This is a genomic window from Streptomyces sp. NPDC051364, from assembly GCF_040682115.1.
Lineage (GTDB): Bacteria > Actinomycetota > Actinomycetes > Streptomycetales > Streptomycetaceae > Streptomyces.
Genome location: NZ_JBFBAH010000010.1, coordinates 1 through 26,517, shown reverse-complemented (window position 1 = coordinate 26,517; position 26,517 = coordinate 1). Strand labels below are relative to the sequence as shown.

The window sequence follows — 26,517 nt, the reverse complement described above, 5'->3', positions numbered from 1 at the left end:
GGGAGGCCGGTCTGTGACTTGGCTTGAGTGGTTGGGGGCGGGTGGGGTTTCGGTTCCGCTCATGCGTCTTCTGTTGTACGCGGCGCGCCGTACCAAGGGCGTGCTCGAGGTGTATCTGAAGGCGTTCCTGGAGGTCCGCAGCGAGCGCGAGCAGCGCGCGACGATGGTCGCGATGGCGCAGGCGCTGCCCGAGGGCGGTTCGGTGGCCCGTTTCGAGGAGGGGCAGCCGGCCTGGCTGTTCCACAAGCACGCCGACCCGGGCAAGCGGGCGCTGGCCGCGCGGAGGCTGCGTGAGCGAGTCCGACCGGGCCATGGACTTCGAGGCGTTCGTCCTTGAGACCAGCGCGGTCTTCTCCCGCGTGGCCCGGGCCGAGGCGGGCGACCTGCACAGCGCGGAAGACGCTGTGCAGGTCGCCTACCTCCGGAGCAGGAATCCGTCACCGGCATCCCCGACGCACACGGTCCGCCAGCGGTAGACAGCACGGCCGGCGCGCTTACGGCCTCCACAATCACGGCCGGGGTGTGATGTTGAAGCTGAGATGGGACGGTTCGTCGGGGCCTCCGCTCTCGCGGTGACGGTGATCTCGACGGGCGGGTGCAGCACTGGGGGTATGACTGTGTGCCAGCTTGCCCCGCTCTTTGGGGTGTCCAAGTCGGCAGCGGACTGCATCATCGACCACGTGGCCGGGCCGTCCGGCACCAGGACGGCCCGGCCACGGACCGTTCATGCGACCGCGAAGTCCGCGACCACCCAGGTGGCGATCTCCCGCCACAGTTCGACGCCCCGCACGTGGTCGGGGTGGTTCAGGTAGCGGTCGATTGCCTCCCGGTCGGCGAACGTTCCGATCAGAGCGAAGTCGTAGGCGACTGCCCGCTCGGTCATGTTGCGCCCGAACTCCCACCCCAGGATCTCCTCGATCTGCTCCGGGTGGCCCGCCGCGGCCGCTTCGGCGGCCTGCGCCCGGGTGTCGGACCAGTCGACTCCGGGCCTGAAACGAAAGAGGACGGTATGGCGGATCATCGGTTCCTCCTCAGAGATGGACGGGGGCCTCGTGGACCTGCGTCAGCCAGCCGTGGTCGCGGATTTCCCGGCCGCGGACGGACTGTTCGTAGGCGCGCATGACCGTCTTGGTGACGGGGCCCGGTGCGCCGGCGCCCACGGGCCGGCCGTCCAGGGCGACCACGGGGACGATCTCGCAGCCGGTTCCGGTCAGGAAGATCTCGTCCGCCGTGCAGAGCTCCGACCGCAGGACCGTGCGCTGCTCGACCTCGATGTCCTCGTCCCGCCGCAGCAGCGAGATCACCGAATCCCTGGTGATGCCCTCCAGGATGTCGGAGTCCTGCGCCGGGGTCGCCACCCGCCCGTCCCGCACCAGGAAGAGGTTGGCCGTGCTGGCCTCGGCCACGTGTCCGGCCTGGTTGAGGAAGATCGCGTCGTCGTATCCGGCCTGCGTCGCCTCATCGGTGGCCAGCGCGTTGTTGGCGTACGCGCCGGTGATCTTGGCGCGGGCGGGCAGCGAGCTGTCAGGGATGCGCCGCCACGAGGAGACCCCGCATGTGATCCCCTCCTTCGGCACGTAACTGCCCATTGGCAGACTGACCATGGTCAGGGAGGAAGACACGCCCTGCAGTCGGACACCGAACGGGACCCCCGGCTCCAGGGCCGTCTTGTAGGCGAGCGGCCGGACGTAGGCGTCGCCCGTGTGGCCGTTGCGCCGCAGCAGCTCGGTCGTGATCTCGACCAGCTCGTCGGCGCTGCGGTCGATCGCGATGCGCAGGATGCGGGCCGAGGCGATCATCCTGGTGAAGTGGTCGCGGGCCCGGTAGAGGTGGGCGGTGTCCGGGCCGGCTGCGTAGGAGCGGATGCCCTCGAACACGCCGGTGCCGTACTGGAGGGCCTGGAGGCTGGGCCCCAGCCGCACGTCGGCCGCGGGGACGAAATCGCCGTTGTGGAAGACCCACTGGCCGCTGGCTGGAGCGGCGGTGCGCCCGGCGCTCATCGCGCGTCCCGCTTGCGGGCGATGGCCATGGCTGCCTCGTGCTCGGCGTCCACCGCGGTGCGCAGGTCCCGTACCCGTGCCGCCTTCCAGCTGACCATGGCTCCGGTCGTGGTGATCGCGCCCAGCTGCGTGGTGCGGACGCTTACCGGGCAGCCCCAGTTGTCTGCAGTCGCTGCGATGAGCGCCTCATGGATCTCCTTGTGGATTTCCTCGTCCGGGGCGGGCATTTCGAGATCGACGGCGAGCACGTCGACGCCGGACACTCGGTCGATGGTGATGTGGTAGTCGCGGCAGCCCTGCACGCGGGAGAGGACGAAGTCCTCCAGCTCGTAGGCGGTCACCGCCCTGCCGTTGAGGTCGATGCGGTCGCGTACCCGGCCGAGCGGCGTCAGGATTTCCGAGGGGTAGCTCTCCGCGGGGCCGGTCGGCTCCAGCCGGACCAGGTCGCCGGTCCGGTAGCGCACGAGGGGCTTGGCGCCCTGGTACAAGTGGGTGATGACCAGCTCGCCTTCGCGCACCTGCTGCGCGTCCGGGTCCACGACCGCCCCGGTGTCCGGGTCGATGACCTCGTAGTACACGTTTAGCGGGACGGTGCGCAGCCGGCCGTCGGCGTGCGCGACGCCGAGGATGGAGGCCTCTTGCGAGGCGTACATGCAGCTGTACGCCTCTGCGTTCCAGACGGCTCCGAGGTTGTCCAGTAGCTTCGGGGTGACTAGCTCACCCACGAACATCAGCAGCCGCAGGTCGAAGTCGGTGGCCGGGTCGAGGCCTGCTTTCCGGGCCTCCTTGGCCAGCGTCATCGCCATCCCGGGCGTGCAGAAGATCGCCGTCACGTGGAGTTCGCGCAGCATCTGGAGGGCGCGGTCGAATCCCACGACGGGGGAGTGCGGCCACATCTTGACGACCGCGTGGCCGAGGTTGCGGCAGACGTCGCCGAAGGTGTCGCCTGTCGAGTGCAGTTCGGTCGGCCCCAGCACGGCGACGACGTGATCGTCGCCGTGCTTGTCGAATATCTCCTGGTAGGCCACGGTGAGGGCGGCGTTGTTGACGATGGAGTCCGTGTTGTCACGGGGACACGGGGTGGTCGGGCCGGTGGTGCCGGTGGTCTCGTAGAACACCCAGGACTCGCTCACCGGCTTGGAGAGGAGGTCGTGGCGGCGGTCCCGTAGGTCCTGCTTGGTGGTGAAGGGCACGGCACGGGCGAAATCGGCGGCTTCCAGCCGGTCGATCCGGGACTCGGCGAGCCCGGCCAGCCTCTCGGCGTAGAAGGGGGATCGGCTGCGCACGTATCGCAGGCCCTCCCGCAGGTTTTGCAACTGGTGGGCCGGAAGGCGTTCCCTGCTCCATTGCCCGCCGTGGAATTCGCGCTGCTGGGTGACCGAGCGCCGCGCGAGGGCGTCGAGCTCGTCGTCGAAGATGGTGAACACGTGAAGCGAATGCCTTCCTGGAACGTTGCGTGGACAAACCGGTCGACGGTGCCCTTGGTCAGTCGGCGCTCTCGAGCAGGACGAGCTCGGTCTGCACGCCTCCCCTGAGCACCAAGACCTCCTGGTATTCGGGGGACACGAGCCACTCACGGGCGCTCGCGCCGTCCGGAAACTCGATCAGCGTCAGGTGGACCGGGGACCAGTCGCCCTCGAAGACCTCCACCCTCCCTCCCCTGATCACGAAACGCCCGCCGTACGGCTCCACCGTGGCGCCCACCCGGCGCCGGTACTCGGCCAGTTCGTCGCTGGTGTCCAGCGTGGTCACGTTCCCCAGGACGTACGCGGGCATGGCGTCCTCCGTTCCCTTCCGTTGCTTCACTGGATCGACGTACCGGCCGTGATCGTCACCGCGGTGCCGCCCAGCAGTACGTGGTCGTCCGCGACGGCGACGCGGACCGTTCCGCCGCGGCGGGACATCTGGTAGCCCCGCAGCTCGTCGCGGCCCAGCCGCTCGGCCCAGTACGGGCCCAGGCAGCAGTGGGCCGACCCGGTGACCGGGTCCTCGTCGACGCCGTACGCCGGTGCGAAGAACCGCGAGACGAAGTCGAACTCCGTGTGGGAGCCGGCGCGGGCGGTCACGATGACGCCGCGCGTCGGTACTGCGGCCAGGGCCGCGAAGTCGGGTTTGAGGTCGGCCACCACCTCGGCGTCGGCGACCTCGACGAGGTAGTCGAACCTGTTCCGGCCGATCCACACAGGGTCCACGCCCAGGGCCTCGCACAGCCCGGCCGGCGGCTCGGCCTCGACGGCGAGTTCCGCCGGGAAGCGCATGACGATCCCGTGGTTGTCGCGGCTGACGTTCAGGACGCCGCTGCGGGTGTGGAAGTCGATCTGACGGTCCTTGAAGCCGCGCTGCCACAGCACATGGGCGCTGGCGAGCGTCGCGTGGCCGCAGAGGTCGACTTCCTTGACCGGGGTGAACCAGCGCAGTTCGTAGCCGTCGCTGCGAGCACTGACGAACGCCGTCTCGGACAGGTTCATCTCCCGGGCCAGGGACTGCATCCAGTCCTCGTCCCTTGGCTCCTCCAGCAGGCACACTGCGGCCGGGTTGCCGGTGAACGGACGTTTGGCGAACGCGTCGACGACGAAGAGCTTCGTGGCCCTCAGACTCGACGGCCGCGTCTCAGACATCAACACCGATGCCGCCCTTCCGCGCACGGGACGCGATGGAGAAACCGGAGGCGACGTCCTCGACGGCCAGCCCCAGGGACTTGAACAAGGTGATCTCCTCCGCGCCGCTGCGTCCTTCGGCCGTGCCGAGGAGGACCTCCCCGATCTCGCCTCTGATGGCCTTCTCGGTGATCAGGCCCTCGGCGATCGGGTCGCAAATGTCGCTGGACTCGTTCAGAGCCGATTCCCTGCTGTCCACGTAGATCGCGCAGCGGGCGACCGCGGCGGGGGCCAGCTCCCTGGCTCCGCGCACCGACGCTCCGACCGCGTTCACATGGGCGCCCGGACTCAAGTCGCCCGGCAGCACCACCGGTTCGATTGCCGAGGTCGTGGTGCACACCAGGTCCGCACCGCGCAGTGCGTCCTGCGGGGTGGCGGCGACCTCTACGGCCACTCCTCGGTTGTCGGCCCAGTCCCGAAAGGCCCTCGCCCGGTCTGGGGTACGTGACCACACGCGGACCCGGTGGATGTCACGCACCAGCCGCATGGCTTCGAGGTGCGCCCGTGCCTGGGTTCCCGAGCCGAGAATTGCGAGATCGCCGGCGTCCTCCCGTGCCAGCGCCCGGGTTGCCGCGGCAGATACCGCGGCCGTGCGGATTTCCGTCACCGCGCTCCCGTCGAGAATAGCCGACAATTCACCGGTGACGGGGTCGAAGACGGAAACCGATCCGATGTGCGTGCTGAGTCCGCGTGCCCGGTTCCCCGGATTGTGCATGATGGCCTTGAAACCGTACCCAAGGCCTTCCACATGGCACGTCATCATCGCGAAGACGCCCCCCTCGGAAGGCGGTGCGAGGATCGATCGGAGCGGCTGTGTGACTTTTCCGGAGGAGAAGCTACGCAATGCCTGATCCATGACAGAAATTGCCTCGGCCATGGGGTAGGCAGCGTGGACCTCCTCCCCGTTAAGCATGAGCATGGTTGGTCCTCCGTACGTCGGCCGTGTCGGTGGGGAGCGGGGCGAACGCGTCGTTGCTCGACATGAACACGGACCAGAGCATCCTGATCACGCGTTGTCTGGAAATGAATTCCAGGCCGTGGGCCTCGGCGGCCGGCACGGTGGTGAGAGCCAGGTCTGTGATGCCGTCCTGCACCGCCTGGGCAGCCGCGCTCGTGGACGTCACCTGGAGGATCTCGCGGTCGGTGAAGCTGCTGGGCAAGAGCTCGTCCACGAGCGGGCGTGGCGCCGGGTGCGTGGCGACCACCGGCCTCGCCGGGATGGACCGGCCGGGCAGCCGCACGATCCCGTAATTCGGCGTGTCCATCACGAATACGCCGGCGAGAGCCAGCCGGGTGTCCATATAGAACTCGCTGATGCCACTGTAGGCATTCGCCACGACCAAATAGTTCACGTCGTGATTAAGTAGTGCCTCGGCAGCATCCTCGTACGTCCGATGCAGCTCGATACCAGGGGTGCTAGGGAAGTCGCCGTCCAGGCTTTGCCAGACGACGTCTGCGGCGACCTCGCTGCTGGTACCCGCAGGTCCCAGCGTGGCTATTCCCGGACTGCCGCGATGGGTGGCGAAGGAAGGCGTCAGCCAATTTACCATCTGCATCATGCGGGCGGTTCCTCCGAAAGATTCCGGTAGGTGGCGCAAACGAAAAGCGGCCATGCAGGGCACCGCTGGGCGGATGCGCCGCAGGGTGGTTGGGATGTGACGACGCTAACCCCCTCGATAAGCCGAAGCCATGAATCTTTGAATGTCGCCGTCAAAGTGCCGATCGAAGATGCCCCTTGACGGCGGCCCCTGCGCACACCTGCAGTGGACGGCTGTTGGGGACGGCCGGGAGCAGGCCGGGAGGAGAACGGGACCGGTTGGAGGCAGCGTTTCTTCCCCATCGGTCATCTGCAGAGGAGCATCACGTGACACATCCCCCGGACCACCCGACGGCTGCGGGCCACCTGCGCCGTCCCCTGCAGGACCTGTCCGCCATCGAGCGGTGGGCCGGGCATATCGGTGCCCACTGCCCGCCGGACGGTACGAGCGAGGACGGGACCTGCGAGGGAGCAGAGTTCGATGTCGACACCATGACCAGGACCGGAATGCACCAGGTCACCGGCATCACCCCTCGCCGGCAGGGCGGATCGGACCCGGCACGCGAACCCGCCGAGGCGGAACGGGCCGTGTTGCGCTCATCCGTCAGGGCCCTGCTCGACATGGCGGGGCACGAGTCCGGGCCCGCGCGCACCGTGGTCGCACTGACGCCCCAGGGTGCGTGCGTGCTGTCCTGTCGGCTCCGCGGGGATGTGACTGTCTCCGAGCCGCAGGAGGATCCCCCCACTCAATCCCCTGGTCAGGGCCCGGTGCCGCTCGGTCCCAGCAGGCGGTAACGGAGCGGGAACCTTTGGGGAATGGCCTCGGCCATATTCGAGGTGTCGGACAGAGCAGACACACAACAGGGGGCGGGAAACATGGCACGCAAGCTGACCAAGTCCATCGGGATCATCGTGGCGGCGCTGGCGCTGGCGCTCGGCGCGGCGGCCGGGATCGATGATGCGGCAGGGCAGCAGGGCGGCCACCACACGTACGCCGAGGACAAGGGGCCGACCATCGTCCCTCCCGTCACCCCCCAGAGCTGACAGCCCGGCAGACGCGACGGCGGCCCGCGAGACACCTCGCGGGCCGCCGTCGTTGCAGCGCTCAGCTGCGCCGGACCTCCCGGGCCACGCCCATCGCAGCGAACAGCTCCTCGGCGGCGGCCGCATGCTCGGCCGCCTCTCGCTCTGCACCCAGAGCCGCGGCTGCCTCGGCCATCCCGGCCAGGGCATAGGCCTCCTCGGTGCGGTAGCCGACCCCGGAGGCGAGCTCGTACGCGCTGCTGTGCAGGTCCAGCGCCGACGCGTACTCCTGCCTCCGCTGCAGGACGCGGCCGACCACGTTCTCGACTTTCGCCTGGCGCAGCGGCGACGAACCCGCCTGCACGAGGGCCAAGGCCCGCTCCGCGAAACCGGACGACTGCTCGAGCTGCTCCAGCCGCTGAGCCACGTCGGCCGACAGCGCGAGGGCCATCGCCACATGGCCCTGGTCCATGGACTCGTCGTACAGCCCGCGCGCGAGGGCCAGGGCCTGGTCGGCCGCCGCATACTCGCCCAGGTCGATGTGTGCGAAGGCCAGGTCGGTGTGCGCGACCAGCTCGATACCCCGCCGGTCCAGCTGCCGGGCGAGCTCCACCGCCTGCCGGGCCGCCTCGGCGGCCTCGTGGTGCCTGCCCCACTGCTCGTACAAGGCGCTGAGGGCGGTGAGGCTCTCGGCCTCCGCACGGGGCGAGGCGAGTTCTCGTTCACAGGCGATCGCCCGCTGGAGGTGGGCGAGTGCTTCGGGAAAGCGCCCCAGCAGGCTTTTGTACAGGCCGAGCGTGCTCTCGCTGTGCGCCTCCGTATGCCGGTCGCCCATGCGCGCGGCGACGTCACGGCCCTCCTCGACCACCGTGACGCCTTCGTCGAGCCGGCCGAGCTTCCAGCAGGCGACGCCCAGGTTCGACAGGCTCACCCCCAGCAGGGCGAGGTCGCCGAGCCGCCGGGAGGCCGTGACCGCGAGGCGGCACAGGTCCGCGAACTCGCGCAGGTGTCCACGCGCGTTGAGCTGGAAGACGATGTTGCGCGTCAGGCACACCGCGTGGCGGTCGTAGCCAAGCCGCTCGGCCAGGGCGACGACGGAGAGCAGTGCCGCGTGCTCCCTGGTGAACCAGGCCTGGGTGTGCCCGACGTCCTTGAAGTCGGGCAGCTCTGCCGTCGACTCCAGGATTCCGGTGGGCCGGTGGCGACGGCCGGGGAACAGGATTTCGCAGGCCGCCTCGGTGGCCGTCAGGTAGTAGTCGAGCAACTGTTCCAGTGCGCCCTCGTCAGCCCGCGCGGTCGGCTCGCCGCGCAGGCTCTGGGCGAAGCTGCGGACCAGGTCGTGCAGGGTGTACAGGCCGATCTCGGGCTGCTGCACCAGATGCACGTCGAGGAGCCGCTCCAGAATGTCCTCGGCGTCGCGGGGGCCCAGGCCCAGCAGGGCGGCCGCCGAATGGACGTCGATGTCCCCGCCGGGGTGCAGCGCGAGGATCCGGAACGCGGTCCGGGACTCCTCGTCCAGGGCCTGGTAGGAGAGCCGGAGTGTGGCGGCGACGCTCCGCTCGCCCGAACTGAGCTCGTCGAGTCTGCGGGTCTCGTCCCTCAGGCGGTCGACCAGGTACGCCAGCGTCCAGCGCGGGCGGTTGCGCAGCCGCGCGGTAGCGATGCGCAGGGCGAGCGGGAGATGACCGCACAGGCGGGCCAGCTCGGCGGCAGCCTCGGGTTCCGCGGCCACCCGCCGCATGCCGACGGTGTCCGCGACCAGGGCCGCGCTCTCCTCGGGCGCCATGATGTCGATGGAAATCCACTCGGCCCCGTCCAGATCCACCAGGCGGGCCCGGCTGGTGACAAGGACCAGGCAGCCCGGCGAGGTGGGCAGCAGGGGACGGATCGAGGCGGTGTCCGCGGCGTTGTCGACGAGGAGCAGCAGCCGCTTGCCGATGAGGGTGGCGCGCCACAGGGCCGCCCGGCCGATGACGTCTTCGGGGATGCGATGTCCGGGGACGCCCAGCGCCTGCAGCAGGGTGTCGAGGGCGGCGCCGGTGGTGATCGGCTGCTCGCCGGGGGTGTATCCGCGGAGGTCGATGTGGATCTGGCCGTCGGGGTAGGCGGCGGCGAGCCGGTGTGCGGCGCGTACCGCCAGCGAGGTCTTCCCGCTGCCGCCCATTCCGTCGAGCGCCACGATCCGGGTGGCTTGCCCGTCCTCCCCGCGCGCGTAGTGCAGCAGCTCCTGCAGTTCCCGGCTTCGCCCGGTGAAGTCCGCGAGGTCGTGCGGGAGCATGGCGGGAGCCTTGAACTCCTCGGGTTCGGGTAGGGGCAACGGCACAGCGCCCGAGGGCTGTTCGACGCCCGCCATCTCGGGACTCTCCTGCAGGATTCCCTCGTACATCTTGGCGAGTTGCGGACCCGGATCGATGCCGAGCTCCTCGGCGAGCAGCTTGCGGACCTCGGCATACTCCTCCAGCGCAGCGGCTTGGCGGCCCGACCGGTACAGGGCGAGCATCAGCTGGCCGCGCAGCGTCTCCCGCAGCGGATCCTGCTGGACGAACCCGCGCAGGTCCCCGACGAGCTCCGCCGCTTCACCGCGGCCCAGGCGGAGATCGAAGAGCTGCTCCGCGGCGGCCAGCCGACGCTCTTCGAGCACCGTGGAGGCAGTGTTGAGGACTGGGCCGCCCTCACCGGAGAGGAGCGGACCGCGCCAGAGGGCTAACGCGGTCTGCAGCGCTTCGACTGCCTGCGCGGAGCGCCCAGCGGCCACCGCTTCCTTCGCAGTGCGCAGCCGCGTGTCAAATTCGGTCAGGTCGAGCTGGGTGTCGGTGACCAGGACGTGGTAACCGGGGCCCTCGGTGACCACGATCTCTCTGCCACCGGGAATGCGCCGGCGTATGTCGGCCACGGCTTTGCGTATCTGATGGGCGGCCGTCGCGGGGGGCTCTTCCTCCCAGGAGGCCGTGACGAGCCGCGATACGGGCAGCATCTTGCCGGGTTCCAGCAGCAGTGCGACGAGTACGCGTTCCTGGATCGTCCCGCCCAGGCGGAGTTTGGCTCCGTCCGCCCATCCCTCCAACGGCCCGAGGATGTTGAACCGCAGTGGCCCCCCTGCACCTGCCACCCTGATGCCCCCCCGGACTCAGATCTCATGATCGTGGTGATCATATGTCGAGGGAGTGGAACTGTCGTGCGGAAGCGGGACACTGCCGCAGATCTGCCCTTCGCGCTGCCCGCACCATGCGCGACCGGCTCCTAGTGTGAAGCCCGAAATGCAGGCCGGTCGATTGCGTCATCGCTTCAGCAAAGGTGGAAATCGTGGCAACCAACCCTTTTGAGGATCCGGAAGGCCGCTACGTCGTACTGGCTAACGAGGAAGGACAGCACTCCCTCTGGTCGGCCCGGATCCAGCAGCCGTCGGGCTGGGAACAGGTGAGGGGCGAAGGGACCAAGCAGGAGTGCGCCGAGTACATCGAGGCCCACTGGACGGATCTTCGGCCGAAGTCAGCGATCGCGGCCATGAGCGGCTGAGCCCGCCCGAACACCGCAAGCGGTGGTGGCAGTGCCCGTCCGGGCGCCGCCGCCACCGCTTTCGTGCTGCCGGAGAACCGGGGGTGTCGGACAGGGGGGACGGCGTGCGCGACCGCTGCTGGATTCGCGGTCGCGACACACGGTCCCGGATCAGGAGGCCGCCTGGGCGTCCGCGCCGACGACGCACCACTCCAGAACCGCCATGGCGGCCGTCATCTTGTGGTGTGCCTGGCGCCAGGCGAGGCTGCGCTCGCCATCCAGGATCTCGTCGGTGACCTCCTGGCCGCGCACAGCGGGCAGGTCGTGCAGGAAGACCGCGCCCGGCCCGCTGAACCGGTCGAAGAACGCGCGGTCGATCCGGAACCCTTCGAAGTCGGCGAGCCAGTCGGGGTTCGCCTTGGGAACGCCCATCGTCTGCCAGCGGCTCGTGTAGACCGCGTCCACGGGGCCGGCCACATCGTCGGGCGAGGTGACCTGGGTGACCAGGGCCTGGCCGTTGCTGAGCTTGTCGACGAGGTCGAGGGTGGCCTGCGGCACCTCGTACCCGTTGGGGCACAGCAGCGTCAGCCGCAGTCCGGGCGTGAGCGCCGCGGCCAGCGCGAGGGCGGCACCCGAGCTGTTCCCCTCACCCACACACAGAACATGCAGGCCCGCCAGATCGCCGAACTCCTCAGCGAGCGTGGCCAGGTCGGCGATGGCCTGCGTCGGGTGCTCGTCCAGGCTCAGGGCGTTGACCACGGCGAGGTCCGGGCTGTTGCCCAGCCGCCGCATCTCCTCCACGTCCCCGTTGGTGCGCACGACGAGCGCGTCAAGGTACTCGCCCAGCACCCGGGAGGTGTCCTCGACGGTCTCCCCCGTGCTGAGCTGGAGCTCGTCCGGGCCGAAGGTGATGACGTCGGCGCCGAGGCGGGTGGCGCCGCTCCAGAACGAGGTGCGCGTACGGGTGGAGGACTTGCGGAAGAAGATACCGACCTGGCGGCCGGCCAGCGGCCGATCTTCGACCTCCTTCCGGCCGAAGGCGACCGCGCGCCGGACGATGAGAGCGAGTTCCTCGGAGGTCAGATCGGACAGCGAGATGAGATTGCGCATGACGGGTGCCGTCACCTTTCTTCTTGGGGGAGCAGCTTCGAAACGGGAACGGGGAGCGCGGAGCGGCCCGCCGACTACGCGGCGCCGCCGGCCAAAAGATGCGCGGCGAAGGGCGCGGCGCTCTCGTCGGCCGCGCGCCCGCCGGTGACGAGTCCGCGTACGAGGTGGAGCACCGCGAAGCGGCTGGGGCGGGCGGCACCGCCCGGCTCGGCGGGAAGCTGACGGATCAGACCGCGCAGGAGCAGGGCGTGCACGCCCTGGGCGGCCTCGGGCGCAGGGATGCCCAGCGCCCGGGCCGCATCGTCGACCGTCCAGGGGGAGTCCAGCGACATCGCCCCGGTCAGCAGGGCTTGCTGGGGCGGCCGGAGTTCGTCGACGGCCGCGGCCAGCAGGCTGCCCAGGGTGGCGGCACTGTCGGAGGAGAACGGAGAGGGTCCGTCGACCAGAGCCATCGGCCTGGCCCTGGCCGTCGCCAGCAATTGGTCGAGCGAGTAGAGCAGCAGCCATGAGGCAGCCGCTTCGAGGGCCTGCGGTAAGCCGTCCAGCGCCTCGCAGACCTCGGCCACGGTGGCCGTGACGGAGTCGGTGAGGAGCAGGTCGGGCCGCATGTGGCTGACGTACGACAGCATCAGCTCGACGGCGGGCCGGTTTGCCGTGAGCGAGTCGCCCGGCAGTGGAGGCAGTGCCGCCGCCCCGGGCTCGCACGTCGTCGGCAGCGGCGCGAGGGGAAGCACCCGGCCGCCGGGAACGTGGTTCGAGCGCCGGGATGTCACCAGGACCTTGAGCCGCTTGCAGGAGTGCAGCAGGTGCAGCAGGGCGGGGCTCGCGGCGGGCGATACCTCGTGGCCGTCCAGGACCAGCAGGGTCGCCTTGTCCCCGATCAGCGAAGCCAGTTCATCGGCGTCGCCGCCCTCCGATATGAGTGATCGGACCCAGCTCACCAGTGCCGCCTGCGGTCTGCCCGGTGCGTGCGCCGGCGCGTCCTCCAGGCGGTCCATGGCCAGCCACAGCACGGGAGTCCCGCTTTGGGCGTGCACCTGCAGGGCAGCCTCCTGGGCGAGGCGGGACTTCCCCACGCCGGGCAGCCCCACGATGGTCACCAGGCGCTCCCGCTCGCTGCCGAGCAGGTCTCCCAGCGCGCGCAGTTCGGATTCGCGGCCGAACAGGCTCCCCAGCGGTGTGGGCGGGGAGGCGAATTCGGCACTGTATACATCGCGGAGTGCCGTGCTCGTCGAAGCGCCCTCGACGGCAAGTTCCAGCGTGGCGCGGCGCGTGTCGCTGAGACGCATGGCATCGGCCAGGAGCCGGACGGTGTCCTTGCGCGGACGTCCCACCTGCCCCCGCTCCAAATTGCGGATCGCTCGGACGCTGACCGTTGAAAGCCCGGAAAGCTGTTCCTGGGTGAGCCCGGCCGTCCCGCGGGCTCTTTGCAGTACGGCGCCGAACTCAGCCGACGGAGCCTGACGGTTCGTCATCGCTGTCTCCCTGGTCTGGGTGCTTACAGGAGAAGACTCCGACGCCTGCTTCCTGATCCCTTCCCGAAGCGATACCGATTCGCCGGGAAGGGAAAGAACGTCGGTCCCGCCCGGGGCGGCAACTGCCGCTGCGCTGCCGCCGCCGACGCCGGTGGGTCACCCGCCTGGCTCCTAGGCTCGTGGGCGTAGGGAGCTCCCAATTGGCGAGAACCTCCTTCTCCCGCTGGCATCAATGATGTGGACGAAGCGAAGAATGAAGCCTGCAGAATTGGCGACCTGTGACCGCTCGGTGCCACTCGACGTGGTTGTCACTGGATTGCCGTCCGATGCGCACACGTGGAATCTCGTATTCATTCAGCTGTTGCTCGAGGACCTCGGACACGAGGTCATCAACTTGGGGTCCTGTGTTCCCCATGACGAAATCGTCGAGTCCTGCGTGAAACACCAGCCCGACCTGCTGGTCGTCAGCAGCGTCAACGGTCACGGATTCAACGACGCCAAGCCGTTGATCGCTGGCCTCCGGTCCCGTCCGGAACTGGACGCCTTGCCGGCCGTCATCGGCGGCAAGCTCGGCGTCTCGGGCGACCGGCAGGAGGAACAGGCACGCGACCTCATGGCGGCCGGTTTCAACGCCGTCTTCCAGGAAGGCGTGGAACTCGCCTCCTTCGAAGCCTTCGTCGGCTCACTGCACCGGGAGGTGGCACGTTGACCGCCCGGTTCGGACGTACGCCGACGACAGCGGCGCTGCGGCCGGCCTCATCCCGTGGCACGGCCACCCTGCACACGCCGCGGATGTCCTTCGCGCGGTACGTGGCGGACGCCCACGCCCGCGGTGCCCTCGTGGTGCAACCGCGGATGGGATTCTCGGACCCCACCCTTATGCGTTCAGGACTACAGGCCACCAAGGAGGCAGCCGAGGCCGTCGTCGGAACCGTCACCATTGACAGTTACACCCGCGTGGGCGACGAGCAGTCAGCAGTGCGCGCGCTCAACGACAACTTCCCCCTCAACGGATACCCGATCACCTCGTTCAGCCCGTCCACCTCGCGCTGGGTTCTGGACGGGGTGCGCGACGCGTCGTTCCCCGTACAGATCCGGCACGGGTCCGGGCGCCCCCAGCGCATCATCGCCGCAATGGCAGCTCTCGGCCTGGACGCCACCGAGGGCGGACCCGTCTCCTACTGCCTTCCTTACGGGCGCACCCCGCTGGCCGACTCCGTGCGCAACTGGCAGCAGAGCTGCGAGTTCCTCGCCTCGCTGCGCTCCACAGGAGCAGAGCCCCACCTGGAGACGTTCGGCGGCTGCATGATGGGCCAGCTCTGCCCGCCCGGCCTCCTGGTGGCGATCAGCGCGCTCGAAGCGCTCTTCTTCCACCGGGCGGGCCTGCGGTCCATCTCGCTCAGCTACGCCCAGCAGACCAGCCCCGAGCAGGACCGCCAGGCGATCCACGCCCTGCGCCGGCTGGCAGCCGAGCTGCTGCCCGACACCGAGTCGCACATCGTTCTCTACACCTACATGGGGCTGTACCCGCGCTCCCGGGAGGGGGCGCTGGAACTGCTCGAGCGTTCGGCCGAACTCGCCGTCGAGACCGGCGCGGCCCGGCTGATCGTCAAGACGGTCGCGGAAGCACACCGCATCCCCACCGTCGCGGAGAACGTCGAGGCGCTGCGCACTGCCTCGGCGGCCGCCGCCCGGACATCCCGGACCGCCGCCGGCGCCGTCGAACTGGCCGCGGCTGCCGACAATCCGGTCTACGCAGAGGCCCGGGCCCTGGTGGACGCGGTGCTCAACCTCGACGCCGATCTCGGCCAGGGCCTGCTGAAGGCTTTCGAACGCGGCTACCTGGACGTCCCCTATTGCCTGCACCCCGACAACGCAGGCCGGACGCGCAGCCACATCGACGAGTCTGGCCGGCTGACCTGGTCCAAGATCGGGTCGATGCCCATCGGCCGGGTCACCGAGAGCAGCGGCCGGCTCACCGCCCGCGGGCTCTACACCGCCCTGTCGTACGTCCAGAGTCGGCACGACAACCCCTCGCTCACCCCGACCGCTTCGCCGACCCGGCCCCGTCCTCTCGCCGGCCTGTCCGGCGGTACTTCCAGGAGCTAACACCCATGACCGCGGTATCCGCCGAATTCTCCGGGCCGGCTTCATCCGCCATCCCCGCCTCGCCCGCGATCCCCGCCTCGCCCGATGCGCACCTGGCCTCCGAGGAGACCCGCGCCACCCTGCGCGTCCAGAGCCAGATGCTGGCCGCCACCCGCGCCTTCCTGACCCGCCAGGGCTTCCAGGAGCTGCTGCCGCCCATCATCGGCCCGGTAACCGACCCCGGCACCCGGGGGTCCAAGCAGGTGGACGTCGACTACTACGGCCACAAGTACAAGCTGATGACCAGCGCGATCCTCTACAAGCAGGCCACGCTGACAGCCTTCGACAAGATCTTCTACATCGCCCCCAACGTGCGGCTGGAACCCCTGGAGACCGCCGTCACCCACCGCCACCTCGCCGAGTTCCACCAGATCGACGTGGAGATACGAGACGCCCGCCGCGAGGACGCGATGGCAGTCGCCGAAGCCCTGGTCTCCCACGTGGTGGCGGACGCCGTCCAGGAGATGCCCGGCGAGCTGGAGCTGCTCGGCCGCGACACGGACGCCCTCCGCGAGGTCGTCACGCAGGCCTTCGGCCGTATGAGCCACCAGGAGGCCACTGACGACCTGATCGCCGCCGGCCACCCGCAGAACCCGGGTGCCGAGATCGACTGGGAGGGCGAGGAGATGATCTCCGCCAAGTCGACCCGCCCGTTCTTCGTCGTCGACTACCCCAAGGGCTCGCGCGGCTTCTACGACCGCGAGCGCACCGACGCCCCAGGTGTCCTGCGCAACTTCGACCTGATCGCCCCCGAGGGCTACGGCGAACTCGCCAGCGGCAGCGAGCGCGAGTACGACTACGCCACCCTGGTCACCCGCATCCGGGAGACGGGGGAGAACCCCGCCAAGTACGGCTGGTACCTGGACCTGGCCCGCCGCGGCCTCCCCGCGAGCTCCGGATTCGGCATCGGGCTGGAGCGCTTCACCCGGTACGTCACCGGCCGCCCCAGCGTCTGGCAGGCCAGCGCCTACCCGAAGCTCCCGGGCGTGGTCTCCGCATGAACTCCGCGCTCACCGCCGCGGGCTTCCCCGAGGAGCAGGTCCGCTACCGCGCCCGGCACGGTGCCGAGGCGGCGTTCCCCGAACTCGCGGGCTACGGGAGCGGACTGCTGGGCTCCGTACCGGCCGGCCACGACCCGCACGACCTGCTCGAGAACTGCCGCATCGTGCCGCCCGTCTTCATGCCCGAGCGGCTGAAAAAACTCATCGACCTGGCCCGCGAACCCCTCTACACGGATGTCGACCTCACCACCCGGATCGGCGGTTTCACCTCCCGCCTGCCGCTGTACGTCTCGGCCTTCGGCTCCACCCAGGTCGCCAGCCGCGACCTCGGCGAGGCCGCCGGCAGACAGGCCGGTGCCCTCGGCATCCCCATGGTGATCGGCGAGAACGTCGTCCCCGTGAACGGCTACCGCGCCTCCTCCGACGCCCAGGCCTCTCCGCTCCTCGGCCGGATCGCCGCCTACACGGCGGCCGCGGACGACACGCACGGCGGGGTGGCGGTCCAGCAGTCCACGGAGGACGCGGACGCCGAGGTGTGGAACCTGCTCTACAGCGATCCGGTCGCCGAGCCTCTCCTCGCGACCGGACGCCTCGCCTTCGAGCTCAAGGTGGGCCAAGGCGCGAAGCCCGGTCTCGGCGGCCTCACCGTGCTGGACCGGAACACGGCGCGCAGGGTCGACGAGCAGTACGCCATCGACGAGGTCTTCGGCGGTGACAGCGAGCGGATCCTGCGGGTCAGCAGCCCAGGCACCTTCACCGAGGAGATCCTGCGCCGACAGGTGATGCTGATGCGCAACAACTTCCCCCGCGCGAAGGTGTGGGTCAAGCTGCACCCGGGCCGGGACGTCGCCGAGGCCGCACGGGTCGCGTGGGCGGCCGGAGCGGACTCCGTCACCGTCGACGGAGCGGAAGGCGGCACCGCCTGGGCCCCCACCGGCTTCCTCGGCCATGTCGGCCTGCCGCTCGGCGAAGCCCTGCTGCGCATCGGCCGCACCGACGACTGCCTGCTCGCCAGCGGCCGGATGTGGGAGGGCACCCGCGCGGCCAAGGCCATCGCCCTCGGGGCCAGGGCGGTCGGGCTCGGCAGAGCGGCGCTGCTGGCCGTCGACGAGGACAACGAAGCCGGACTTTCCCGGCTGGTCGAGAGCATCGCGCTGGAACTGCGCATGCTGATCAGCGCCGTCGGCAAGTACCGGACCAGGGACCTGTCGCCGGAGGACCTCCTGCTCCCCGTCGGCACCCCCTCCCCACTCGCGGGCTAGTCCCGCGTCCCCTGCCCCACCCCCGGCGCCGGTCACGGCCGCAGCGGCTCCCTGTACGCCGCGCACCCCAGTGCAGCCCCGAACTTTCGAGAATGGTGTGTCGAGATGTCCCAGCAGCAGGCCGGTCAGGCCCACCCGGTCGACACCGACGGGTACAACAGCACGGCGGTGGCCCTTCCGGAGCTCCCGCTGCACGAGTTGTTCACCGCCCAGGTGGCCAGGTCACCGCAGGCCGTCGCGCTGGTCTGCGGAGAGCAGGAGCTGACCTACCGGCAGCTGGACGGGGCATCCGACGCACTCGCCCGACGGCTCGTAGAAGCCGGCGCACGCCCTGGGGACAAGGTCGCCCTTCTCCAGGACCGCTCCCTCACCTACGTGGTGGCCGCGCTCGCCGTACTCAAGGCGGGCGGCACGTTCGTCCCGCTGGATGCGCGCCAGCCGCAGGAGCGCCTTGCCTGGGTCCTGCGGGACACGGAGGCGGCGCTGCTGCTGACCGACCGCCTGTCAGGAGTGACGGAGTTCGCCGGAGAGCTGCCCGTCATCAAGGTGGGAGCGGAGACCGCCACGGAGTACGAGGAGACCGCGCCGCTGGGGCTGCCGGTCTCGCCCGACCAGGCGGCGTACGTGATGTACACGTCCGGGTCGAGCGGGACGCCGAAGGGCGTCGTCAATACGCACCGCAATGTGGTCGAGTTGGCGCTGGACCCCTGGTGGGCCAGCGGGCGGCACCGCCGTGTCCTGGCGTACTCGCCGCTCGCGTTCGACTCGTCCACGTACGAGCTGTGGGTTCCGCTGCTGAGCGGGGGGCTCGCGGTGATCCTTCCGGCTGCCAAGATCGACCTCGGGGAGGTGGGCGAGGCCATCGTCCGCCACCGCGTGACCGCCGCCTACTTCACCACCGCGCTCTTCGACGCCATGGCCCAAGAGGAAATGGACAGCCTCGGCCGCCTCGAGGAGATCTGGACCGGAGGCGACGTCCTCCCCGAGACCGCGCTCCGGGCGGTCCTGGAGCACTGCCCCGACACGACCGTCGTCCACGCTTACGGACCCACCGAGGCGACTGTCTTCTGCAGCTACCAGGCCTTCACCCCTGACACCCGGACCTTCGACCGCCTCCACCTGGGCGTTCCCATGGCCAACACCGCCATGTACATCCTGAATGATCAGCTGCGCCCCACCGTGCCGGGGGTCGCGGGCGAGCTCTACGTCTCCGGAACGCACCTCGCCGAGGGGTACCTGGGCCGCCCGGCCCTCACTGCCGAGCGGTTCACGGCCAACCCGTACGGTCCGGCGGGCAGCCGGATGTACCGCACCGGTGACCTCGCCCGCTGGAACCACCACGGGGAGATCGAGTTCCTGGGCCGCGCCGACCAGCAGATCAAACTCCGCGGCTTCCGCATCGAACCCGGCGAGATCGAGACCGTCCTGTGTCGGCATGCGTCGGTGGCGCAGGCCGCAGTCGTCGTCCGCGAGGACCGCCCCGGCGACAAGCGGCTCATCGCCTACCTCGTCCCCGTCGGCAGCGGTCCCATCGACACCGACGACATACGCCGCCACGCCGAAGCCGCACTCCCCGAATACATGCTGCCGTCCGGCTACGTCGCACTGGATGCCCTGCCGCTGACAGCCAACGGCAAACTGGACCGGCGGGCACTGCCCCAGCCGGCGCAGCAGAGCAGCGCGGAGGGAAGCCGAGCCGCGCGGACACCCGCCGAGGCGGTCCTCTGCACCCTGTTCGCCGAGGCCCTCGGCCTGCCCTCCGTCTCGGTCGACGACGACTTCTTCCGGCTTGGCGGTCACTCCCTGCTCGCCACCCGACTGGTCGGCCGAATCCGCAAGGCTCTCGACACGCAGCTGTCGCTGCGGGACTTCTTCCAGTACCCGACGGCCGCCCTGCTCGCAGGCCAGCTCACCCCGGGTGCCGCCGAGGACCGTCCCGCGCTGCTTGCCGCAGCACGGCCGGAGCATCTTCCGCTGTCCGCAGCCCAGCAGCGGCTGTGGTTCCTGGACCAGATGGAGGGCCCGTCGGCGACGTACAACATCCCGATGGCCATCCGGCTGACCGGGCCCCTGGACCGCGGAGCACTGCGCGCAGCTCTGACGGATGTCGTGGGCAGGCACGAGGTACTCCGCACCAGGTATCCCGTCCCGGACGGCGAGCCCGGCCAGCACGTCATACCGGCCGAGGAGGCGCAGGTCCCGTTCACCGTCGTCAGCGCCACCGAGGACACCCTGGCAGCCGGGATCACCGAGCACGCCGGCCTGCCGTTCGCACTGGACACCGAACTACCCGTGCGCAGCGTCCTCTTCGAACTGGCGGCGGACGAACACGTCCTCCTCCTCGTCGTGCACCACATCGCCTCGGACGGCTGGTCGAACACCCCGCTGATGCGGGACCTCAGCACTGCGTACGCCGCCCGCGCCGAGGGCACCGCGCCCGGCTGGGAGCCGCTGCCAGTCCAGTACGCCGACTACACCCTCTGGCAGCAGGAACTCCTCACGCAGGACGGGGAGCGGCAGATCGGGTTCTGGCGCGAGGCACTGGCAGATCTCCCGGACGAGGTGTCGCTGCCCGCGGACCGGCCGCGCCCGGTGGTCGCCTCGTACCACGGCGCGACCCACTCGGTGTCCTGCCCGGCCGAGGTGCACGACGCGCTCACCGCTCTTGCCCACGAGACCGGGACCACGTTCTTCATGGTGGCCCAGGCGGCGGTGGCCGTGCTCCTGACCCGTTCAGGGGCGGGCACGGACATCGCCATCGGATCCACCGTCGCTGGACGGGCCGACGAAGCCCTCGACGATCTCGTCGGTTTCTTCGTCAACACGCTCGTGCTGCGCACCGACACCGGCGGTGATCCGACGTTCCGGGAGCTCCTCCAGCGCGTCCGGGAGACCGACCTGGCCGCCTGGGCCCACCAGGACGTGCCCTTCGACCGCCTCGTGGAGGCCCTCAACCCCGAACGCTCCGCCTCCCGCCACCCGCTCTTCCAGGTCATGCTCACCGTGGCCGACGCCGTGAATCCGGCGCCCGCCCTGCCCGGTGTGCAGGCCCGGATGGACCAGCTCCCGCTGGGCACCGCCAAGTTCGACCTCACGGTGAACTTCCACGAGCACCGGACCCGCGACGGCCGGCCCGGCGGGCTCGACATCACCGTCGAGTACGCCACCGACCTCTACGACGCCCGCACCATGCAGGCCGCCGCAGAGCGCCTCGCCCGGATCCTCGGCGCGGCCGTCACCGACCCCGAGTCCCCCGTGGGCCGGATCGACCTGCTGGGAGAGGCCGAGCGCGCGGAACTCCTCGTCGCGTACAACAGCACGGAGGCGGCCCTGCCCGTCGACTCCCTGCCGGACGCGTTCGCCGCGCAGGTGGCGCGCACCCCCGACGCCGTCGCACTGGTCTGCGGTGACACCCAGCTGACGTACCGCGAGCTGGACGCGGCGTCCCACTCCCTGGCGCACCGGCTGGCCGGCCTGGGGCTCACATCAGGCGACGCGGTCGGCCTGTTCCTGAACCGGTCCCCGGAGTACGTCATCGCCATGCTGGCGGTCCTGAAGGCGGGCGGCGCCTACGTCCCGCTGGATGCGCGCCAGCCGCAGGAGCGGCTCGCCTGGATCCTGCGGGACACAAAGGCAGCACTGCTGCTCACAGACCCGACCACCGAGGAGCCGGTCGCCTTCGCGACAGGACTGCACGTCCTGCCCGTCCCGCCGGTGGCGGAGCTGCTGGAGAGCACCGCCCACGAGGACTTGGCCGCACCTTCGCCCGACCAGGCGGCGTACGTGATGTACACGTCCGGGTCGAGCGGGACGCCGAAGGGCGTCGTCAATACGCACCGCAATGTGGTCGAGTTGGCGCTGGACCCCTGGTGGGCCAGCGGGCGGCACCGCCGTGTCCTGGCGTACTCGCCGCTCGCGTTCGACTCGTCCACGTACGAGCTGTGGGTTCCGCTGCTGAGCGGGGGGCTCGCGGTGATCCTTCCGGCTGCCAAGATCGACCTCGGGGAGGTGGGCGAGGCCATCGTCCGCCACCGCGTGACCGCCGCCTACTTCACCACCGCGCTCTTCGACGCGATGGCCCAGGAAGCCATGGACAGCCTCGGCCATCTCGAGGAGATCTGGACCGGAGGCGACGTACTCTCCCCGACCGCCCTGCAAGCCGTTCTGCAGCACTGCCCCGACACGACCGTCGTCCACGCCTACGGACCCACCGAGGCGACTGTCTTCTGCAGCTACCAGGCCTTCACCCCTGACACCCGGACCTTCGACCGCCTCCACCTGGGCGTTCCCATGGCCAACACCGCCATGTACATCCTGAATGATCAGCTGCGCCCCACCGTGCCGGGGGTCGCGGGCGAGCTCTACGTCTCCGGAACGCACCTCGCCGAGGGGTACCTGGGCCGCCCGGCCCTCACTGCCGAGCGGTTCACGGCCAACCCGTACGGTCCGGCGGGCAGCCGGATGTACCGCACCGGTGACCTCGCCCGCTGGAACCACCACGGGGAGATCGAGTTCCTGGGCCGCGCCGACCAGCAGATCAAACTCCGCGGCTTCCGCATCGAACCCGGCGAGATCGAGACCGTACTCCTCAAGGAGCCGTCCGTCGCGCAGGCTGCGGTCGTCGTCCGCGAGGACCGGCCTGGTGACAAGCGGCTCGTCGCCTACGTCGTCCCGGCCGACGGAAGCGGGATCGACCCGGGCGCGCTGCGCCGCCACGCCGAGTCGGCACTGGCCGAGTACATGGTGCCGGCGGCCTACGTCGAGCTGGACACCCTGCCGCTGACGGCCAACGGCAAGCTGGACCGGCGGGCGCTGCCCCAGCCGGCCCCGCTGCGCAGCGGTACGGGAGGCCGCTCTGCACGCACCCCCGCCGAGGAGATCCTGTCCACCCTGTTCGCCGAGGCCCTCGGCCTGCCCTCCGTCTCGGTCGACGACGACTTCTTCCGGCTCGGCGGTCACTCCCTGCTCGCCACCCGGCTGGTTGCCAAGGTGCGGGACGCTTTCGGGGTGCAGGTGCTGGTACGGGACCTGTTCCAGCATCCGACAGTGACCGCGCTCGCCGAGCGCATCGCGGCCGGGCACGGCGCAGGCAGCCGTCCCGCCCTGGTGGCCGCGGCACGGCCGGAGCGCCTGCCGCTGTCCGCGGCCCAGCAGCGGCTGTGGTTCCTGGACCAGATGGAGGGCCCGTCAGCGACGTACAACATCCCGATAGCCATCCGGCTGACCGGCGAACTCGACGAGGACGCCCTGCGCCGCGCCTTGGCCGACGTGGTGGACCGGCACGAGACCCTGCGGACGGTGCTCCCCGCCGTGGACGGCACCCCGTACCAGCGCATCTTGGCGGCGGAGGAGACCGACCTTGCGCTGCCCGTGATTCCGGCGAGGGAGGAAACCCTCCAGTCCACCCTTCGCGAGCTGGCCGGGGCAACCTTTGACCTCGCCGGCGAGCTGCCGGTTCGGGCCACCCTGCTCGCCCTCGCCCCGGACGAACACGTCCTCCTCCTCGTCGTGCACCACATCGCGTCAGACGGCGGATCGAACGCTCCGCTGATGCGGGATCTGGGCACTGCGTACGCCGCCCGCGCCGAGGGGACCGCACCTGGTTGGGACCCGCTGCCCGTCCAGTACGCCGACTACACGCTGTGGCAGCAGGAGGTTCTGGGCGATGTGGACGATCCCGGCAGTGTGATCGCTTCGCAGCTCGAGTACTGGAAGTCTGCGCTGGCGGATCTGCCGGATGAGGTGTCGCTGCCGACGGACCGGTCGCGTCCGGTGGTTGCTTCGTTCCGGGGGGCCACGCATTCGGTGTCTGTCCCGGCCGAGGTGCACGAGGCGCTCGCCGCTCTGGCGCGTGAGTCCGGGACCACGTTCTTCATGGTGGCCCAGGCGGCGGTGGCCGTGCTTTTGTCCCGTTCGGGGGCTGGGACGGACATCGCGATCGGATCTCCTGTCGCGGGACGCGGGGATGAGGCCCTGGACGACCTGATCGGTTTCTTCGTCAACACGCTCGTGCTGCGGACCGACACCGGCGGTGATCCGACGTTCCGGGAGCTCCTCCAGCGCGTCCGGGAGACCGACCTGGCCGCCTGGGCCCACCAGGACGTGCCCTTCGACCGCCTTGTGGAGACCCTCAACCCCGAACGCTCCGCCTCCCGCCACCCCCTCGCCCAGGTCATGCTCTCGGTCACGGACGCGGGCGTGCCCGTTCCGGACCTGCCGGGTGTGACGGCCGACTCGGAGTTCACGCCCCTGGAGATCGCCAAGTTCGACCTCACCTTCACCTTCCAGGAACACCACGGCCAAGCCGGCTTCGACGTACACGTGGAGTACGCCACCGACCTCTACGACGCCCGAACCGTGCAGACCGCCGTCGCCCGACTGGTCCGGCTCCTCGGCACGGCGGCCGACGCCCCGGACCTGCCGACCGGCGAACTCGACATGCTGGGCGACGAGGAACGCCACCGCTTGCTCGTCACGTGGAACGGCGCCTCGATGCCCCGAACCGGAACTTCTCTGCCAGAAGCGTTCGCCACGCAAGTCGGTCGTACACCGGACGCCCAGGCCGTCGTGGCGGGCGAACGGAGCCTCACCTATGCCGAGTTGGACGAGCGAGCCGACCGGCTGGCCCATCGGCTCATCGACGAGGGCATCCGCCCCGGGGACCCCGCCATCCTCTACAACGAGCGGTCGCTGGAGGCGGTGGTCGCGACGCTCGCCGTGGTGAAGGCCGGAGCCGTCTACGTCCCGCTGGACATCCGCTACCCCACCGACCGGATCAATCTGATCATCCGGGAGTCGAAGGCCACCGTCTTCCTCACCGACCGCCCCCTCGGGGACCTGGACCTTCCCGAGGACGCCCGTACTATCCCGGTCGCCGGCGTGGCTGACCGTACGGACGGCACGGCCGACCGGCCCGGACGGACGCCCGCGGTCCACCCCGACCAGGCTGCCTACGCGATGTTCACCTCCGGCTCGACCGGCGTCCCCAAGGGCGTCGCGGTCACCCACCGCAACATCACCGATCTGGCCGCCGACGCACCTTTCCCCCTCGCATCGCGCGCCCGCATGCTGCTGCACTCGCCGATGGCCTTCGACGCGTCGACGTTCGAGATATGGATGCCGCTGCTGGCGGGCGGCACGCTGGTGATCGCACCGCCCGGACTGCTCGACGCGGCCGCTATGAGCCGCGTGCTGTCGGAAGGACGGATCACCGGGCTCATCCTCGCGGCCGGACTGTTCCAGATGGTGGCCGAGGAGGAGCCGGCAGCCTTCGCCGGTGTACAGACCGTGGTGACCGGCGGTGACGTGGTGCCGGTGGAGGCAGTACGGCGCATACAGGAGCACTGCCCCGACACCACCGTGCTCAACGCGTACGGCCCGACCGAGGCCACCGTCATGGCCGCTGCACACCCGGTCCGCAGGCCCTTCGACTACCCGGGGGCACTGCCGATCGGCACTGCGCTGGACAACACCCAGGTGTACGTCCTGGACAGCGCCATGCGCCTGGTACCGCCCCTGACCCCGGGCGAGCTCTACCTGGCGGGCGCCGGCCTCGCCGCCGGCTACCTCAACCGCCCCGCGCTCACCGCAGAGCGGTTCACCGCCGATCCGTACGGCCCGGCGGGCAGCCGGATGTACCGCACCGGTGACCTCGCCCGCTGGAACCACCACGGGGAGATCGAGTTCCTGGGCCGCGCCGACCAGCAAGTCAAACTCCGCGGTTTCCGCATCGAACCCGGTGAGGTCGAGACGGTCCTGTGCCGGCATGCGTCGGTGGCGCAGGCGGCCGTGATCCTGGGGGAGACCGCGCCGGGCAACAAGTGCCTCATCGGATATGTGACAGCGGTCGAAGGGGCCCGCATCGACGTCGCCGAGCTGCGCGCGCACGCCTCCGCGGTCCTGCCCGACTACATGGTCCCGACGGCATTCGTCATGCTGGATGCCCTGCCGTTGACCGCCAACGGCAAGCTCGACCGCCGGGCACTTCCCGTGCCGGAACCGGCCGATGACACCACCCAAGGTCGGCCTCCTCGTACACCCAAGGAAGCGATGCTCTGCGACCTGTTCGCGGAGATACTCAGCCGCCCGTCGGTGTCCATCGACGACAACTTCTTCCACCTGGGCGGGCACTCCCTGCTCGCCACCCGGCTCGTACGCCGGATCAGCAGCGTCATGGGCGCCGACCTCACGGTCGGAACACTCTTCGAAAACCCGATCGTGGCCACGCTGGTCGAACAGCTCGACGGCGCCAACAGTGCCCGGCCCAAGCTTCGGCCGATGCGCCGGATGGGAGCAGTGAAGTGATCCCCTTGTCCTATGCCCAGCAGCGGCTCTGGTTCCTGGACCAGATGGAGGGCCCGTCGGCGACATACAACATTTCCCTGGCGATCCGGCTGACCGGTCGCCTCGACCACGAAGCACTGCATGCAGCCTTGGCCGACGTGGTGGGCCGGCACGAGGCCCTGCGGACGGTGTTCCCCGCCGTGGACGGCACCCCGTACCAGCGCATCTTGGCGGCGGAGGAGATCTCCCTTGCGCTGCCCGTGATTCCGGCGAGGGAGGAAACCCTCCAGTCCACCCTTGGTGAGCTGGCAGGGGCAACCTTTGACCTCGCCGGCGAGTTGCCGGTTCGGGCCACCCTGCTGGCGCTCGGCCCGGACGAACACGTCCTCCTCCTGGTCATGCACCACATCGCCTCGGACGGCGGATCGAACGCTCCGCTGATGCGGGATCTGGGCACTGCGTACGCCGCCCGCGCCGAGGGGACCGCACCTGGTTGGGACCCGCTGCCCGTCCAGTACGCCGACTA

At 70.0% G+C, this 26,517-nt stretch carries 21 protein-coding genes and 1 pseudogene; 12 read left to right on the top strand and 10 right to left on the bottom strand.

Translation table 11 applies throughout. The features are described from left to right. The first annotated feature begins 61 nt into the window (after positions 1 to 61). From AB0M76_RS21880 to AB0M76_RS21870, 3 genes and pseudogenes are all read left to right on the top strand, one after another. The gene (locus AB0M76_RS21880; RefSeq protein WP_365954458.1) at positions 62 to 337 is read left to right on the top strand and encodes a hypothetical protein; all 276 of its coding nucleotides are present in this window, start codon (positions 62 to 64) and stop codon (positions 335 to 337) included. Continuing rightward, a complete protein-coding gene (locus tag AB0M76_RS21875; RefSeq protein WP_365954457.1) occupies positions 291 to 476 on the top strand; it encodes a hypothetical protein in 186 nt (61 codons plus the stop codon). The genes AB0M76_RS21880 and AB0M76_RS21875 overlap by 47 nt, the downstream gene beginning before the upstream one ends. A 135-nt stretch (positions 477 to 611) precedes the next feature. Next, positions 612 to 692, top strand: a pseudogene (locus AB0M76_RS21870) (IS5/IS1182 family transposase); the annotation flags it as partial. Positions 693 to 724: 32 nt separating this feature from the next. Here AB0M76_RS21870 and AB0M76_RS21865 read toward each other — a convergent pair. Genes AB0M76_RS21865 through AB0M76_RS21835 form a run of 7 tightly spaced genes read right to left on the bottom strand, consistent with a single transcriptional unit; the run spans position 725 to position 6,216 of the window. Then, positions 725 to 1,021 (bottom strand): Dabb family protein, encoded by a 297-nt coding sequence (locus AB0M76_RS21865; RefSeq protein ID WP_365954456.1) that lies wholly within the window; start codon positions 1,019 to 1,021, stop codon positions 725 to 727. A gap of 10 nt (positions 1,022 to 1,031) precedes the next feature. Further along, positions 1,032 to 2,000 (bottom strand): branched-chain amino acid transaminase, encoded by a 969-nt coding sequence (locus AB0M76_RS21860; RefSeq protein ID WP_365954455.1) that lies wholly within the window; start codon positions 1,998 to 2,000, stop codon positions 1,032 to 1,034. Then, a complete protein-coding gene (locus tag AB0M76_RS21855) occupies positions 1,997 to 3,427 on the bottom strand; it encodes an AMP-binding protein (RefSeq protein ID WP_365954454.1) in 1,431 nt (476 codons plus the stop codon). The genes AB0M76_RS21860 and AB0M76_RS21855 overlap by 4 nt, the downstream gene beginning before the upstream one ends. Positions 3,428 to 3,485: 58 nt before the next feature. After that, complete coding sequence (locus AB0M76_RS21850; protein ID WP_365954453.1) at positions 3,486 to 3,776, bottom strand: DUF1330 domain-containing protein; 291 nt, start codon at positions 3,774 to 3,776, stop codon at positions 3,486 to 3,488. A gap of 26 nt (positions 3,777 to 3,802) precedes the next feature. After that, positions 3,803 to 4,618, bottom strand: coding sequence for a PhzF family phenazine biosynthesis protein (locus tag AB0M76_RS21845; RefSeq protein ID WP_365954452.1), 816 nt, complete (start codon positions 4,616 to 4,618; stop codon positions 3,803 to 3,805). Next, a complete protein-coding gene (locus AB0M76_RS21840) occupies positions 4,611 to 5,576 on the bottom strand; it encodes an ornithine cyclodeaminase family protein (protein WP_365954451.1) in 966 nt (321 codons plus the stop codon). The genes AB0M76_RS21845 and AB0M76_RS21840 overlap by 8 nt, the downstream gene beginning before the upstream one ends. Further along, the gene (locus AB0M76_RS21835; RefSeq protein ID WP_365954449.1) at positions 5,563 to 6,216 is read right to left on the bottom strand and encodes a hypothetical protein; all 654 of its coding nucleotides are present in this window, start codon (positions 6,214 to 6,216) and stop codon (positions 5,563 to 5,565) included. Before AB0M76_RS21835 ends, AB0M76_RS21840 begins: the two co-directional genes overlap by 14 nt. A 305-nt stretch (positions 6,217 to 6,521) precedes the next feature. On the opposite strand from AB0M76_RS21835, the gene AB0M76_RS21830 reads away from it, so the two are divergent. Together AB0M76_RS21830 and AB0M76_RS21825 are read left to right on the top strand one after the other, a co-directional pair. Further along, a complete protein-coding gene (locus tag AB0M76_RS21830) occupies positions 6,522 to 6,989 on the top strand; it encodes a hypothetical protein (RefSeq protein WP_365954448.1) in 468 nt (155 codons plus the stop codon). A gap of 81 nt (positions 6,990 to 7,070) precedes the next feature. Next, positions 7,071 to 7,238, top strand: coding sequence for a hypothetical protein (locus tag AB0M76_RS21825; RefSeq protein ID WP_365954447.1), 168 nt, complete (start codon positions 7,071 to 7,073; stop codon positions 7,236 to 7,238). Between the two features lie 61 nt (positions 7,239 to 7,299). On the opposite strand, the gene AB0M76_RS21820 is transcribed toward AB0M76_RS21825, so the two are convergent. Then, complete coding sequence (locus tag AB0M76_RS21820; protein WP_365954446.1) at positions 7,300 to 10,281, bottom strand: BTAD domain-containing putative transcriptional regulator; 2,982 nt, start codon at positions 10,279 to 10,281, stop codon at positions 7,300 to 7,302. 239 nt (positions 10,282 to 10,520) lie between these two features. On the opposite strand from AB0M76_RS21820, the gene AB0M76_RS21815 reads away from it, so the two are divergent. After that, positions 10,521 to 10,733 carry an MbtH family protein gene (locus AB0M76_RS21815; RefSeq protein ID WP_365954445.1) on the top strand — a complete coding sequence of 71 codons (213 nt, stop codon included), beginning with the start codon at positions 10,521 to 10,523 and terminating at the stop codon, positions 10,731 to 10,733. Between the two features lie 150 nt (positions 10,734 to 10,883). Here AB0M76_RS21815 and AB0M76_RS21810 read toward each other — a convergent pair whose 3' ends face one another. Together AB0M76_RS21810 and AB0M76_RS21805 are read right to left on the bottom strand one after the other, a co-directional pair. Beyond that, positions 10,884 to 11,822: an ornithine carbamoyltransferase gene (locus tag AB0M76_RS21810; protein ID WP_365954444.1), complete on the bottom strand. Its 939-nt coding sequence runs from the start codon at positions 11,820 to 11,822 to the stop codon at positions 10,884 to 10,886. 74 nt (positions 11,823 to 11,896) lie between these two features. After that, complete coding sequence (locus tag AB0M76_RS21805; protein ID WP_365954443.1) at positions 11,897 to 13,297, bottom strand: helix-turn-helix domain-containing protein; 1,401 nt, start codon at positions 13,295 to 13,297, stop codon at positions 11,897 to 11,899. A gap of 253 nt (positions 13,298 to 13,550) precedes the next feature. Here AB0M76_RS21805 and AB0M76_RS21800 point away from each other — a divergent pair, with 253 nt between their 5' ends. From AB0M76_RS21800 to AB0M76_RS21775, 6 genes are all read left to right on the top strand, one after another. After that, entirely contained in the window at positions 13,551 to 14,006 is a 456-nt protein-coding gene (locus tag AB0M76_RS21800) for a cobalamin-dependent protein (protein ID WP_365954442.1), read from the top strand. A gap of 83 nt (positions 14,007 to 14,089) precedes the next feature. Beyond that, positions 14,090 to 15,406 (top strand): methylaspartate mutase, encoded by a 1,317-nt coding sequence (locus AB0M76_RS21795; protein WP_365954441.1) that lies wholly within the window; start codon positions 14,090 to 14,092, stop codon positions 15,404 to 15,406. Between the two features lie 5 nt (positions 15,407 to 15,411). Beyond that, positions 15,412 to 16,446: an asparagine synthetase A gene (locus AB0M76_RS21790; protein WP_365954440.1), complete on the top strand. Its 1,035-nt coding sequence runs from the start codon at positions 15,412 to 15,414 to the stop codon at positions 16,444 to 16,446. Then, positions 16,443 to 17,708 (top strand): glutamate synthase-related protein, encoded by a 1,266-nt coding sequence (locus tag AB0M76_RS21785; protein ID WP_365954439.1) that lies wholly within the window; start codon positions 16,443 to 16,445, stop codon positions 17,706 to 17,708. The genes AB0M76_RS21790 and AB0M76_RS21785 overlap by 4 nt, the downstream gene beginning before the upstream one ends. Positions 17,709 to 17,813: 105 nt before the next feature. Then, positions 17,814 to 26,012, top strand: a complete 8,199-nt coding sequence (locus AB0M76_RS21780) for an amino acid adenylation domain-containing protein (RefSeq protein ID WP_365954438.1) — start codon at positions 17,814 to 17,816, stop codon at positions 26,010 to 26,012. Beyond that, positions 26,009 to 26,517, top strand: a 509-nt coding sequence (locus tag AB0M76_RS21775) for a condensation domain-containing protein (protein ID WP_365954437.1), incomplete at its 3' end; no start/stop codon positions are given. The genes AB0M76_RS21780 and AB0M76_RS21775, both read left to right, overlap by 4 nt.